This window comes from Tenacibaculum sp. XPcli2-G, assembly GCF_024124505.1.
GTDB lineage: Bacteria > Bacteroidota > Bacteroidia > Flavobacteriales > Flavobacteriaceae > Polaribacter > Polaribacter mesophilus.
Map to the genome: position 1 here is coordinate 484882 of NZ_JAMXSH010000001.1, position 16341 is coordinate 501222.

Annotated in this window: 7 protein-coding genes; 5 read left to right on the plus strand and 2 right to left on the minus strand. The window is 33.3% G+C overall.

Translation table 11 applies throughout. From position 1 onward, the window contains the following. The first annotated feature begins 262 nt into the window (after window positions 1-262). From NH341_RS02205 to NH341_RS02225, 4 genes are all read left to right on the plus strand, one after another. A complete protein-coding gene (locus NH341_RS02205) occupies window positions 263-2959 on the plus strand; it encodes a GEVED domain-containing protein (RefSeq protein WP_173359026.1) in 2697 nt (898 codons plus the stop codon). A 67-nt stretch (window positions 2960-3026) separates the two neighbouring features. Beyond that, window positions 3027-6515 (plus strand): M4 family metallopeptidase, encoded by a 3489-nt coding sequence (locus NH341_RS02215; protein WP_253055592.1) that lies wholly within the window; start codon window positions 3027-3029, stop codon window positions 6513-6515. 240 nt (window positions 6516-6755) lie between these two features. After that, window positions 6756-11003 (plus strand): GEVED domain-containing protein, encoded by a 4248-nt coding sequence (locus NH341_RS02220; RefSeq protein WP_253055594.1) that lies wholly within the window; start codon window positions 6756-6758, stop codon window positions 11001-11003. 75 nt (window positions 11004-11078) lie between these two features. Continuing rightward, the gene (locus tag NH341_RS02225; RefSeq protein WP_253055596.1) at window positions 11079-12941 is read left to right on the plus strand and encodes an ABC-F family ATP-binding cassette domain-containing protein; all 1863 of its coding nucleotides are present in this window, start codon (window positions 11079-11081) and stop codon (window positions 12939-12941) included. A gap of 7 nt (window positions 12942-12948) precedes the next feature. Here NH341_RS02225 and NH341_RS02230 read toward each other — a convergent pair whose 3' ends face one another. Further along, entirely contained in the window at window positions 12949-13665 is a 717-nt protein-coding gene (locus NH341_RS02230; protein WP_159488662.1) for a 3'-5' exonuclease, read from the minus strand. After that, on the minus strand, window positions 13655-15412 hold the full coding sequence (locus NH341_RS02235; RefSeq protein WP_253055598.1) for a DUF4153 domain-containing protein: 1758 nt from the start codon (window positions 15410-15412) through the stop codon (window positions 13655-13657). Before NH341_RS02235 ends, NH341_RS02230 begins: the two co-directional genes overlap by 11 nt. A 172-nt stretch (window positions 15413-15584) precedes the next feature. On the opposite strand from NH341_RS02235, the gene NH341_RS02240 reads away from it, so the two are divergent. Continuing rightward, window positions 15585-16283, plus strand: coding sequence for a response regulator transcription factor (locus tag NH341_RS02240; RefSeq protein WP_047788022.1), 699 nt, complete (start codon window positions 15585-15587; stop codon window positions 16281-16283). Window positions 16284-16341 lie beyond the last annotated feature (58 nt).

Here is a 16341-nt window from a genome sequence, read left to right on the forward strand (position 1 = left end):
CTTTCCTTGAAAGAAGATTTTGCTATAACTATTTGATAGTGAGTAATAATAAAAAACTTTCTCTACATCCTATAAAACCTAGTGTTTAATTGGTGTAAAACAATGTTTTTGTTTTGTAAAGTGAATATAAACAGTTAATTAACTGTTTTAAATTTATATTTTTTTATCTTTTTTTATATATTTGTCAATGTTTTAACAAATAATTAAGAGTCGAAATAAAAAAGCTCTTAAATTTTATTAACTCAATTAAAAACCCTTCAAAATGAAAAACAAAATTACTCTAGCACTTATGTGCTTATTTTTTGTTGGTGCTTTGTATGCCCAAGAAAAAAGAAACTGCCACTCAATGGAAAACCTTGAGTACAGACAATCCCTCAATCCTTCTTTAAAAAGTAAAATGCAAGAAATAGAATCCTTTACCCAGAGGAGACTAGCTGAAAAGAAGAATCAACAAGGAAAAATAGTAGGAAATATAATTCAAATTCCTGTAGTTGTCCATGTAATTTATAATAATTCTCAAGAGAATATTAGTGTGGCACAAATTCAATCACAAATGGATGTTTTAAATGAAGACTTTAGAAGAACTAATTCAGATAAAACAAACAAATGGTCACAAGCAGCTGATACAGAGATAGAGTTTTATTTAGCTCAAGTTGATCCAAGTGGTAATCCAACAAATGGAATAACAAGAAAGTCTTCTACTAGAACTTCATGGGGAACTAATGATGCAATGAAAAAATCTTCACAAGGAGGAGTAGATCCATGGGATACTTCTGAGTATCTTAATATGTGGGTATGTAATATTGGTGGTGGAATTTTAGGATATGCACAGTTTCCAGGAGGTAGTGCATCTACCGATGGAGTTGTAATGAGTCCACAATATTTTGGTAGTTCAGATAAAGGATCAGGTTTTTACTTATCAGCTCCTTTTGACAAAGGAAGAACAACTACGCATGAAGTAGGTCACTTTTTAAACCTAAGACATATTTGGGGTGATGGAGGCTGTGGTGTTGATGATTTTGTTTCTGATACTCCAGAGTCTGACGCTGCAAATTATGGATGCTCAACAGGACACACATCTTGTGGTTCAGAGGATATGGTTGAAAATTATATGGATTACTCAGATGACTCTTGTATGAATTTATATACACTTGGACAAAAAAACAGGATGCGTGCTGTTTTAGAATCTGGTGGCGTACGTAGGAGCTTAGCATTATCTGATAAAACAGGAGGTTCTACTTCATGTACAGCAACTGTACCAACAGGAGTAACAGTATCTGGTGTAACTTCATCTGAAGCATCAGTTTCTTGGACAGTAGTTTCAGGAGCTACATACGATGTAAGATATCGTCAAACAGGAACATCATCTTGGACAACTAATGCAGTTTCAGGAACTTCAACATCATTAAGCGGATTATCAGCTTTAACTCAATATGAAGTACAGGTACGTAGTAAGTGTTCTGATGGATCAAACTCAGCGTATAGTGCATCTTCAACTTTTACTACTCCTGAAGTTACACTTTCTTATTGCTCCTCAAAAGGAAACAGTGTTTCTGATGAGTATATTGGAAGAGTACAATTAGGAACTATTGATAATAGCACAGGAGGAGGAAATGGATATTCAGATCATACAGCCATTTCAACAAATTTAGCAAAAGGAACTTCTCATACAATTACTATTACACCAATTTGGACAGGAACAGTGTACAATGAAGGATATGGTATTTGGATAGATTATAACCAAGATGGTGATTTTGCTGATGCCGGAGAAACAGTTTGGACAAAGGCACCATCAAAAGACACACCAGTTAGTACATCTTTTACAGTGCCAGCTACAGCTACAGATGGAGCAACAAGAATGCGTATAGTTTTAAAATATAATGCAACTCCAACGGCATGTGAAGCTTCATTTTCTTACGGTGAAGTAGAAGATTATACAGTAGTAATAGGAGCAGGAACAGCAGATACAACAGCACCAACTGTACCAACAAACTTAGCAGCTTCTAGTGTAACACAAACATCATTAACACTAAATTGGTCTGCTTCAACAGATAACGTTGGGGTAACAGGTTATGATGTTTATCAAGGAACAACAAACATAGGATCTGTAACAGCAACTACAATGAATGTAACAGGATTATCAGCTGCTACTGCCTATACTTTCTCAGTAAGAGCAAAAGATGCAGCAGGAAATGCTTCTGCTTCTAGTAGTGCAATAAACGTAACAACTTTATCAAACTCCGTTTCATACTGTGACTCAAAAGGAAATAATTCTTCGTATGAGTGGATTGATAACGTTGAGTTAGGAGGAATGACGAATGCAACTGGAAATAATGGAGGGTATGCAGACTTTACCTCTAAAACAGCAACATTGGCAGTTGGAAGTTCAAACCAAATGACTGTTAGCGCAGGATTTAATAGCTCTTCATATACAGAACATTGGGCTGTTTGGATTGATTTTAATCAAAACGGAACATTTGAGAACAGTGAAAAAGTCGTAACAGGATCTTCATCAAGTGCTAATAACTTAACATCTACGGTTGATGTTCCTGCAGGAGCCGCTTTAGGAACAACAAGAATGCGTGTTTCTATGAAGTATAACTCTGCTCAAACAGCGTGTGAAACATTTACTTATGGAGAAGTTGAAGACTACACTGTAAATATTGTTTCTAGTACAAGACAAAACCATTCAGCTAGTGTGAGTGGAGAAAGATTGGGTAATGAAAACAGTTTAGACTTCATGGCATACCCTAATCCAGCAGTAGACTTTATACAAGTAAAATTAGCTTCTAGGGCTGATAATATGACTTATAAAATTGTAAATACAATTGGTAGAGTAATGAAATCAGGTCGTTTAAATTCATCAAACATCGACGTTTCTAAACTAAATACAGGTATGTATATCTTAGAAGTTAATGATGGTCAAAAACTACTAACTACTAAGGTATTTAAAAAATAAATCTTACAAAAGCCTGAGTTATTTCTCAGGCTTTTTAATTAAAATCAATTAACTAAACCCTTCAAAAATGAAACACAATTATGCAAGAACTGTGTTTTTATCTGCTTTTCTATTCGCAGGAGTTTATACAATAAATGCCCAAGAAAATAGAGAGTTAAAACACCTTAAGTTCAACAAATCTTCAAAACTGTCTTTACAAAAGGCACCAGATTTAATTAGAAAAAAATTAAAGCTATTTAAAAATGATGGCTTACAAAAAATCCAATCAAATAGAGATGATTTAGGTTTTACACACGAGAAATTTCAACAAAAATTTAAAGGAATAAAAGTAGAATTTGCCACTTATACAGCCCACGCAAAAAATGGTGCTTTAATGAGCATGAATGGTGAGTTTTACGATGTTGGAAAGGTTAATATAAGCCCAAAATTATCCAAAGATCAAGCATTTCGAAAAGCTTTATCACACACAGGAGCAGAAAAGTATTTATGGGAATTTCCTGATGCTGCTAAAGAAATGGATAACTATAAAAAACCTGAAGGAGAGTTATTAATTCTTCCTAGAGAAGTTATAGGGAAAAAAGAAGCAAGGCTAGCTTATAAATTCGACATTTTTGCTACAAAACCGCTAAGCAGAGGGTATTTATACATAGATGCTCATACAGGAGAAACGTTATTTTATAACGCTATAATTAAACATGCAGATAAATTTGGTCATGTTGGAGAGTTTACTAAGCATGCTAAAAAAAGTAAAAAAGTAGCAGAAGCTATTACTACCACATTAGCATCAGGTACTGCACAAACTCGTTACAGTGGAACTAGAACAATAGAAACATCACTAAGTGGAGGGAATTACATTTTGAGTGACTCCGGAAGGAAAATCCATACAAGAGATGCAAAAAACCAAGCTCCAGGTTCTACTTATCCCTATGTTACAAATTATGACCAGTTTACTGATAATGATAATAATTGGACTACAGCTGAACATAGTGCAAATAAAGATGATGCAGCTTTAGATGCTCATTGGGGAGCTATAATGACATATGAGTACTTTTTACAAAAACACAATAGAAATAGCTATGACAACAGTGGAGCTCAAATTAGAAGTTATGTACATGTTGATACTAACTATGATAATGCCTTTTGGAATGGTTCGGTAATGTCTTATGGAGACGGTTCTTCTAACGGACAAGAAGGAAATGGAAACTTTGATGCGTTAACTTCTATTGATGTAGCTGCTCATGAAATAGGACATGCCGTTTGTACTTATACAGCAAACTTAGCATATCAAAGAGAGTCAGGAGCTTTAAACGAAGCTTTTTCAGATATTTGGGGAGCAGCTGTTGAACATTTTGCAAAAGGAAATGGAAATGATTTAAACCCAGACCTTTCAGTTTGGTTAATAGGAGACGAAATAGACAGACGTAGTGGTTCTGCTGCTTTACGTTCTATGAATGACCCAAAATCACAAGGGCAACCAGATACTTACGGGGGAACTTATTGGAAGAACCCTAACTGTGGAACACCTACAAGATTTAATGACTACTGTGGAGTTCATACAAACTCAGGAGTTTTAAATAAATGGTTTTATTTATTAACTGTTGGAGGTTCTGGAACAAATGATGCGTCTGATACATACAATGTTACTGGAATTGGTATGGCAAAAGCTGCAAAAATAGCTTATCGTACCGAAGCTAATTACTTATCAGCTAATTCAACATATGCTGACGCAAGAACAGCAGCAATTCAAGCAGCTACCGATTTATACGGAGCAAACTCTCAAGAAGTAATTTCAACAACAAATGCTTTTTATGCAGTAAATGTAGGAGAAGAATTTGTACAAACTTGTGCTTTAGCAGCACCAACAAACTTAAATTCATCAAATATTGGTGATAATGGATTTACAGTAACTTGGACGGCAGTTTCAGGAGCAGCTTCTTACGATGTAACCATTGGAGGAAATACAACAAATGTAGCAGGAACAACATTTAATGCTACAGGGTTATTAAGCGGAACAGAATATATTGTATCTGTAGCTGCTAAATGTACAGCAGGTGGAACAGGAACACCAGCAACATTAAATGTAACGACAACAGGTACACCACCACTTAATTATTGTTCTTCAAAAGGAAATAGTGTTGCTGATGAATATATTGAAAGAGTCCAATTAGGAAGTATAGATAATACTTCTGATGGAGGTGGAGGATATTCTGATTTCACTACAATTTCAACTGATTTATCTATTGGTGAATCTAATACAATAACTATCACTCCAAAATGGACAGGTACTGTTTACAGTGAAGGTTATGGAGTATGGATTGATTATAATCAAGATGGAGATTTTTCTGATGCTGGAGAAACAGTTTGGACAAAAGCAGCATCGAAAGATACTCCTGTAAGTACATCATTTACAGTGCCAGCTTCAGCAACCGAAGGAACTACTAGAATGAGAATTGTATTAAAATACAATGCTACACCAACGGCTTGTGAAGCAACATTTTCTTATGGTGAAGTAGAAGATTATACAGTTAATATTACAAATGCTACACCAGATACAGAAGCACCAACAGCGCCTTCTTCAGTAACTGCATCTAATATTGAAGAAACAACAGCGACATTAAGTTGGACAGCGTCAACAGATAATGTTGGAGTAACTAGTTACGAGATATTTAATGGAGCTACAAGTGCAGGAACTGTTAGTAGTGGTACATCAATGAACTTAACTGGATTAACTGCAAATACTACATATAACTTTACAGTAAAAGCTAAAGATGCTGCAGGAAATGTTTCAGCAGCAAGTAATACAGCCACTTTTACAACCAAAGATGTATCTGTAGTAGAATATTGTACTTCTCAAGGAAACAATTCTTCTTACGAATGGATCGACAGAGTTTCTATGGGAGGAGTTGATAACACTACAGGAAATGATGGTGGTTATAAAGATTATACAAACTTAACTATGAATGTAGCCCAAGGAGCTAATCGATTATATGTGAGTGCTGGATTTAATAGCTCTTCTTATACCGAGTACTGGAAAGCATGGATTGACTACGATAAAGATGGTATTTTTGAAGATACAGAAGTTGTGTTAAGTGGTTCTTCATCAAGTGCAGGAGATATTTATGAAGACTTTACAATACCATCGAATGTTTCAGGAACTACAAGACTCAGAGTTTCTATGAAGTACAATAGTGCTCAAACGGCATGTGAAACATTTACTTACGGTGAGGTAGAAGATTATACTGTTAACATTTCTTCTGGCTCTTCAGTAACTACAATAGCTGGTTTTGCAGCAAATATTAATGGAGAAGCAATAGGAAATGAAGAAAGTTTAGACTTACTAACATATCCTAATCCAGCAGCAGATTTTGTACAAGTAAAACTAGCTTCAAAAGCAGAAAAAATACATTATAAACTTATAAATACTGTGGGTAAAGTAATAAAAGAAGGTCGTTTAAAATCTTCTAATCTAGACGTTTCAAAATTAAATACTGGAATGTACATTTTAGAAATAAATGACGGACAAAAACTACTCACAACAAAACTGTTTAAAAAGTAAGTTTTAAAAACATTAAAGAAAAACAAAAGTCTGAGTTTTTACTCAGGCTTTTGCTTGTTTTAAATTGTAAATACCATTGAGAATAAAATCTTTGACTTAGCTAGGGGTGGCTGAACTATTAAAGTTGGTTTATAAAGGGTTAAAAAATGAGTCTATTCAAAAAGGTAAGAGACGAAGAAAAGGTAGTATTATAAAAGAGCTAGGAAATAAAAACTTAATTATTTAATTAAATTAATTCAAATGAACAAAAAGTTTAAATTTCTGATTGGAGGGCTGTCTGTTGCAGCAGTTTCAATTATTGGTTCAGATTATCTTAAAAAGCAAGATGTTGCTGATAAACTGGCCGAACAACGTAAAGTACACTGTACTTTTTTAAAGGAAAGCCCTTTAAATGAATCGTTAAAATGGGGGAAAAAAGAAAGAAAACTTAGAGGGTTACCACCTAATAGGTATTTTGATCAAATGCAATTACTTACCATGAATCCAGCTACAGGAAAAATGGAAGATGGAAGTCTAGCAGGATTGAGAGAAGATCTGTTAAAAAAGAGAGCACAACAAAAAAATCCTGGAGACAATGGAAATTCTTGGACAGAAAGAGGTCCTAACAATGTAGGAGGACGTACAAGAGTTGTTTTATTTGATCCAAACGATGCTACAAACAATACCGTATATGCAGGTGGAGTAAGTGGAGGTTTATGGAAAAATACAGACATAAGTAATGCGAACTCACAATGGACAAGAGTACAAAATGTACCAGGAAATTTATCTGTAACCTCTATCACAGTAGATCCAAGAAACTCTAACAGATGGTATGTAGGTACAGGAGAACAATACACAGCAGGAGACGTAGTAGGAAATGGCGTTTATGTAACTACCGATGGAGGTACAACATGGAATGCAGTTAATATACCAGCAGCTGGAGAAGCAATTATTAATCATAATGCAAGTAATGTTTTCTTATCAGGAATTCATTATGTTAACGATGTATTAGCATGGGATAATGGAGCTTCAACAGAATTATTTGTTGCAGTAGGAGCACATGTGTATGGAGATTCTTCTAGTCCTAGAAATTGGTTAGGTTTACAGTCTGCAGGATTGTACCGATCTACAGATAATGGGGCTACATGGAACAGAATAGAATCTGCTAACATGAAGTATACCTTCGGTGGAAAAGATTACTATTACATAGCTAATGATTTAGAAGTAAGTGCAAATAATACACTATGGATGGGAACTATCGGTTCTGCTTTAGGTCAAGGCGGAGGTAGAGTGTTTAGCTCTACAAATGGAGGTACTTGGACAGAAGCAGCTGCATCTCCATTAACTGAATCTAATAGAGTAGAAATTGAACCTTCTGCTACCGATGCAAATAAAATTTACGCATTAACACAAGGTACAACAAGTACAGCGCCTGTTCATATTTATAAAACAACCAATGCTTTTTCAACAGCAAGTGCAACATCATTACCAAATGATGCTGATACTGGAATTGCAGCGAACGATTTTTGTCGTGGACAAGCATTTTATGATTTAGTAATTGAAGCAGATCCAACAAATGACAACATAGTATATGTTGGAGGTATTGATTTATTTAAAACGACAAACGGAGGCTCTTCATGGTCACAATTATCACACTGGTATGGAGGATTTGGTTATCAAAATGTTCATGCAGATCAACACTCAATGGCTTTTGGAAATAATGACTCTTCTAAAATATTATTCGGAAATGATGGAGGAATCTATTATTCAGGAAATTCTGGAAGTACAATTAGCGTAAGGAACAAAGGTTATAATGTAACTCAGTTTGTAAAAGCAGGAATTGGTCCTGATGGCGCAGGAGATGTTAATGGAATTTTTAGTGCAGGTGCGCAAGATAACGGTACACAAGCATTTAGAAATGCAGTTGCAGGAATTAATAGTTCAACTGAATTAAGTGATGGTGATGGATTCTATACTTTCGTTGATAAAGATGGAGACTATATGATTGCTACATATGTAAACAACGTAATATATAGGTTTAACTTACCTTGGAATGGATTAGGTAGACGACAAGGAGGAGCAACAACATTATCAAGTGATCAAAACACAGGAGATTTTGTAAACCCAATGGGGTATGATAATGATGCAAATCGTCTATTATCGAACGCATCAACAAGTTCGGCTAACTCAATTTTGAGTATTAATGTAGCATCAAATTCAAAAGGAAATATTACAAATGCATTATTAGATGCAAGCCCAACTGCTTTTCAAGCATCTCCTTTTACAAATAATGCATGGTTTGTAGGATTAGCGAATGGTAAACTATTAAAGTTAACAAACGTTACTAATTCTAATGCTACATGGTCAAACATAAATACACCTTTTGTTGGTTCGGTATCTTCAGTAAGATTTGGAGCTACTGAAGATGATATTTTCGTAACGATACATAACTACGGAGTAACAAGTGTTTGGGCTACCTCAGATGGAGGTGTAAATTGGGTGAGTAAAGAAGGAAACCTACCAAATATTCCTGTAAGAGATATTTTACAGAACCCATTAGATAGAACAGAAGCTATTTTAGCAACACAACTAGGAGTTTGGTCTACATCTAACTTTAATGATGCAAATCCTAATTGGAGTCAAGCGTATAATGGAATGAGTGATGTTAGTGTTACTTCATTTGATTATTGGAACGTAAGTGGAGATCATGTTACTAACAAAGTAATTGCATCTACCTACGGTAGAGGAGTGTTTACAGGTTCATTTACAAGTAATGCAGCTGCTGATAATGAAGCACCTTCTGCTCCAACTAATTTAGCTGCGAGTTCTATAACAGCAACAAGTTTAACGTTAAATTGGACAGCATCAACAGATAACGTAGGTGTTACAGGATATGATGTATACCAAGGAGCAACTAAAGTAGGAAGCTCAACAACAACTTCATATAACGTAACAGGTTTAACAGCAAGTACAGCATATACATTTACTGTAAAAGCAAAAGATGCTGCAGGAAATATTTCAGTAGTGAGTAATACAGCAAATGCTACTACTACAGCAGCAACAATTACGTATTGTACCTCTAAAGGAAATAGCGTTTCAGATGAGTATATTGGAAGAGTTCAGTTAGGAAGTATCGATAATTCTTCAGGAGGAGGAAACGGATACTCTGACCATACTTCAATTTCTACCGATTTAGAAAAAGGAAAATCAAACACAATTACAATTACTCCAAAATGGACAGGAAATAGTTACGACGAAGGGTATGGAGTTTGGATTGATTACAACCAAGATGGAGATTTTTCTGATGCCGGAGAAACGGTTTGGACAAAAGCTAAATCGAAAGATACTCCTGTAAGTACATCATTTACAGTGCCTAGTTCAGCGGTAGATGGAACTACAAGAATGAGAATCGTTATGAAGTATAATGCAACACCAACAGCTTGTGAGGCATCATTCTCTTATGGTGAAGTAGAAGATTACACAGTAAATATTACAGCTGCTGTAGCAGATACTCAAGCACCAACCGCACCTAGTAGTTTAGCTTCATCAAACGTTGCACAAACTACATTAACCTTATCATGGACAGCATCAACAGATAATGTAGGGGTAACAGGATATGATGTATATCAAGGAGCAACTAAGTTAACAACTGTTACAACAACATCTTACAACGTAACAGGATTAACCGCTAATACAGCTTATACATTCTCTGTAAAAGCAACAGATGCAGCAGGGAATATTTCTGCAGCAAGCAATACAGTAAATGTTACTACATTAGATAATGTTGTTACTTATTGTGCTTCAAAAGGAAATAGAGTTACTTATGAATGGATAGATTATGTTTCTTTTGGAGGAATGACCAATACAACTGCTGCAAATGGAGGATATGGTGATTTTACAAACAAAATAGCAACAGTTACTCAAGGAACAACCAATCAAATTATTGTAAGTGCAGGATTTAGTGGTTCTTCATATACTGAGTATTTTACCGTTTGGATTGACTACAACCGTAATGGAACTTTTGAGGCTAGTGAACAAACTTCTTTAGGTTCGTCTGGTACAGCGGCAAACAGATCAGCTAATATCTCTATTCCAGCAGACGCGTTATTAGGACAAACAAGAATGCGTGTTTCTATGAAATATAACGGAGCATCAACAGCTTGTGAAACTTTTGCAGATGGAGAGGTAGAAGATTATACAGTGAATATTGTTAATTCATCATCTTCAGTAGCAGTTTCAGGTACAAGTGATGAGTTTGCTGAGCCATTAGACAAGGAAGCAAAATCAAGCTTAATAGCATATCCAAACCCAGCTGTAAGTAATGTTACTGTAAAATTTGGAAGCAATGAAAATGTAAGTTATAAAATAACAAATACCATTGGTAGAGTTGTGTTAACAGGAAAAACAGTTAATGGTACTGTAAATGTTTCTAACTTAAAAACAGGAATATATTTATTAGAAGCAAATGATGGTAAAAAATCAGAAACCATTAAGTTAATGAAGAAATAAAAGCATTTCTTTTAATTATAATAAAACCCGAGCAATTGCTCGGGTTTTTTGTTTCTTTGCATAAAATTATAGAGAATGAATTACCTATCAGTAGAAAACATAGCAAAATCGTACGGTGAAAAGGTCTTGTTTGAAGATATTTCTTTTGGAATTAATAAAGATCAAAAAATAGCCTTTGTTGCTAAAAATGGTAGCGGAAAAACCTCTATTTTAAACATTATTGCTGGAAAGGATACACCAGATGAAGGACAAGTTATAAGCAGAAAAGGAATTAATATTGCTTATTTGGCGCAAGATGATGATTTGAATCCAGATTTAACCATTGAAGAAACGATTTTTTCTACAGAAAACACTATTCTTCCAATTATTCAGCAATACGAAAAAGCATTGCAAAATCCTGATGATGCAGAAGCATATCAAAAGGCATTTGAATTGATGGAGCAACACAATGCATGGGATTTCGAAACACAATACAAACAAATTTTATTCAAGTTAAAACTTGATGATTTATCACAAAAAGTAGGAAATCTTTCTGGAGGACAAAAGAAGCGATTGTCGTTAGCTATTATTCTAATTAATAAACCAGATTTATTAATACTAGATGAGCCAACAAACCATTTAGATTTAGAAATGATTGAATGGTTAGAAGCCTTTTTTGCAAAAGAAAAAATTACGTTGTTTATGGTTACGCACGACCGTTATTTTTTAGAGCGTGTGTGTAATGAGATTATTGAATTAGACAACGGAAAACTATATAAATACAAAGGAAACTATTCGTACTATCTTCAAAATAAAGAAGAACGAATGGCTTTAGAAGCTACTAATTTAAGTAAAGCTAAAAGCTTATTTAAAAAAGAATTAGATTGGATGCGTCGTCAACCCAAAGCCCGTACAACCAAATCTAAATCACGTATTGACGACTTTTTTGAAATAAAAAAGAAAGCACATCAACGTAGAAAAGAACACGAAGTTCAGTTAGAAATTAACATGGAGCGTTTAGGAAGCAAAATTGTAGAGCTTCATAAATTAAAAAAGAACTTTGGAGATAAAATTATTTTAGATGGATTTGACTATGTTTTTAAACGAGGAGAACGTATAGGAATTATTGGGAAAAATGGAACAGGAAAATCTTCTTTCTTAAATATGTTAACAGGTAAAATTCCTGTTGATGGTGGAAAAGTAATTGTAGGTGAAACGGTAAAGTTTGGGTACTACACTCAAAAAGGAATCCAAATAAAAGAAGGGCAAAAAGTAATAGAAGTCATCAAAGAATTTGGAGAAGAAATTCCGTTAACTAAAGGAAGAAGAATTTCTGCAGCTCAATTATTAGAACGTTTTTTATTCGACCGAAAAAAACAACACGATTTTGTTGAAAAGTTAAGTGGAGGAGAGCAAAAGCGTTTGTATTTATGTGCGGTGTTAATTCAAAACCCTAACTTTTTAATTCTAGATGAGCCTACCAACGACTTGGATGTAGTAACGTTAAATGTGTTAGAAAGCTTCTTATTGGATTATCCCGGAAACTTAATGGTAGTATCGCACGACCGTTATTTTATGGATAAGATAGTTGACGGTTTATTTGTTTTTAAAGGAAATGGAGAAGTAGAGAATTTTCCAGGAAATTACTCAGATTACAGAGCATATGAAAGCTCTTTACCATCAGAACCTAAAGAAGAAAAGAAAGTAGCTGAAAAGCAAGAAAAAACACCACAGAAAGGGAAGTTAAGTTATAACGAAAAACGAGAGTTTGGTCAATTAGAAGTAGATATTGAAAAGTTGCAAAAAAAGAAAGCAAAATTAGAAGCGCAATTTACCAACGGAGAAATAGCGATGGATGATATCAATGAAAAATCCCTAGAGCTACAAGAGGTTATAGAGAGTTTAGAAGAAAAAGAAGAACGTTGGTTTGAACTTTCAATGAAATTAGAAGGAGAATAGGTTGATATTACACCTTTATAATATCAATTTCTTCAACCATAGGCTTATTTAAAAACCTTAATAAAAGCTGAGCTACCGCTACAGTATCTCGTTCACAATACTCAACAATACGTGATAGATTTTTTTCTTGGTAATATACATTAGCAACTTCACTTCCATCAATATCTTGTTTGGGTGATGGAATTCCTAAAATAGCAGTCAGTAATTTTAAAGAAGTGTAGTGCTTATAATCGCCAAATTTCCATAAATCCATCGTATCTAAATGCGGAACTTCCCAAGGTTTTTTACCAAATAAATTGAGTTTATTAGGCAATTCAATTTGATTGATAATCATACGTCGTGCGATATACGGAAAGTCAAATTCTTTACCGTTGTGTGCACATAAAAGATGGTTTGGGTGATTAAAGTGTGTGTCTAACAAATTTTTAAAATCAACCAAAAGTTTGTGTTCATTATCACCATAAAAAGAGGTAACTCGAAGTTGGTTTTCACCTTTACGTTCTACAAAATACCCGACTGAAATACAGATTATTTTCCCAAACTCGGCCCAAATACCAGCTCGATGATAAAATTCTTCAGGAGTAAATTCATCTTTGCGTTGATATTGTGTTTTTAAAGCATACAATTCTTGCATTTCAGGAGATAAATCAGCAAACAATTCTACTTCAGGAACGGTTTCAATATCTAAAAACAAGATGTTTTGTAAGTTGATTTTATTCAGCATTTTTTTCTTTGATTAAAACATAAGCGTTAGCATTAGATAAATATTCTTTGGTAGTGTTATTATCACTTTTTGATAGGTTTATGTTTTGAAAAATGAATTTTATATTCAGCGTTTCAAAGTCGTGTTTAATTGTCATTAAATTAGGAACTACATTGTAATTCCTTTCAAGATTTTTAAGTTTTTTAATCATTTCAGAACAATTAACTTTTCCTATTAAGATCTCATTTTTAGTTATTTCAATAATATTTGATTCTTTACTTAAAGAAAAATGATATCCATTTATAGAATTTTGTTTTTTATACCTGTTGATATAAAGTTTCTTTAAAATATCGTAGTTTTTAATGTTAATGGCGTTATTTTCATCAATACTATAGTAATGATTTGTATAGGGGTGAGTTACATTATCAGTTACTTTTATATCTAAACTATCCATTAATCTATTTTGTAATTGCCAACGACTATCAGTTTTAAAAGTTGTTTTTGGGTTATAACCTAAGATGTTCTTTACTTTATGCAATTCATGTTTATTGTTTAAGTATCTAATAATAGAACGAAGTTGATTTTTCTTTTCAAACGTGGTAGAAAAGTTATCTTTTTTAATATCAGTATATACCTTTTCAAATCGAAGAAGTTGACTTTTAGTTGATACCGAAAAAACGCCCCAAAACCCAAAAGAAACTAGAAAAGTAATAAGAGCCAAACTAAAAGGAAATATCTTAATTTTTTTACGTTTACTAAAAAGTATGTAGAGGCACATGGCTAAAATCCAACAAGCTAAAACAAATACGAAATAACGGTTTTCGGTGATACCATATTCATTAATACGTCTAAAAATGGCAATAAAAAGTAAAACAATTAACGGTAATAATAAATAATAAAACCATGGATAAAACTTTTTAATTGTGCGAGAATTTATAGTTTTTTGAATAGGATTGATAAGTATTTGAACAATAAATCCTAAGAAAGAAAGAGCAATAACTAAATAAGAAACCCATCCTTTAGGCAAGTTCCAGTTGATTACTATTTTTAAACTATAGGCATATAAAATGATGAGGTATAAAATTACTAGCGGAATTAAGATGTACTTAACCAATACTTCTAAAGCTTTGGTGTAGTTAATAGCAAGTTGATTATGAACATCTTTTGGAAAATCAGAAAGATAAATCCAGGTATTTATAATTCCTATGCAAAACACAAAAACCTGAAAAAAACGTTCTCCTTTAAAATCAATAGCAAACAAATGTTTAATAGCCAGAAGTGCTAATACAATTCCTAAATATAAAATCAGAGAGAAAAAAAGACTTCTAACTAAGGCTATAAAAAGGGATTTTAAATAATTAAAATACGCAGATTTATTCCAACTGAAGATAAAAGGAGCTACCATTACAAGTAAATGCCCAGTTATGAAGTAAAGAGCAAAACGAATGATTGAGTTTTGATGAATTTCAAAACCATCAACCTCAATACTAATATAGAACAGGCTTAGAAAACCTAAAGTTAGTAAGAATATCCAAGTTTTATCTTTTTTAAATTGTTCTTCAAAAAAACGAGTTGCAATCAACCAACTAACTCCTAAGATAAAAATTAAAATAACCTTGCCGTAAAAAACACTATCAAAAGTATTAGTTTCAATTGTAAATAAAGTAAATAAGGTACCTACAATTGCCCAGAACAATGTTATAGGGAATCGCTTAAAGGTATTTTTAGCTCTGGAAGTAATTTCCCCAAGAGAAGAAATGATTTTCATAGTAAACAATTTGTATAAAGATACAAAAACGACAAAAAATGAAAAACAAAAGATTTCTTGTATTTCTTTTAAGCAAAAGTTTAGTAAATATTAAATGAACGTTAAGTTAAGCATGCATATAAAGGGTTTATTTTTTTATGATTACTTTTGAGTAACACAATAAAAATGAATAATGAACACTAGCGACATTAAAATTTTACTAGTTGATGATGAACCAGATATCTTAGAAATTGTAGGATACAATTTAAAATCAGAAGGATATCAGGTTTTTACTGCAAATAATGGTGCAGAAGCTGTTAAAACAGCAAAAAAAGTAACTCCACATTTAATTTTATTAGATATTATGATGCCTGAGATGGATGGTATCGAAGCGTGTGAAAAAATTAGAAACGTAAAATCTCTCGAAGACGTTATAATTTCTTTTTTAACCGCTAGAGGAGAAGACTACTCGCAAGTAGCAGGTTTTGACGCTGGAGCAGACGACTATATAACTAAACCAGTAAAGCCAAAAGTACTTATAAGTAAGGTTAAATCGTTATTACGTCGTTTAAAGACAGAAGAAAAAGCAGATACTACTACAAAAATTGGAGATATAGTCATCAATAGAGATGAATATGTAGTTTTTAAAGGAGAAGAAAAAATATCTTTACCAAGAAAAGAATTTGAATTATTTTCTTTATTAACTTCAAAACCAGGAAAAGTATTTAAAAGAGAAGTTATTTTAGACAGCGTTTGGGGAAATGAAGTAGTTGTAGGAGGTAGAACTATAGATGTACACATACGTAAACTCCGAGAGAAAATAGGAGATCACTATTTTAAAACAGTAAAAGGAGTTGGATACAAGTTTGTGCTAGACGAAACAGACAAATAATTTTTAAACTCAAAAATTAATAAGTAGATTGCTAGCTAGCAATCTATTTTTTTATCAT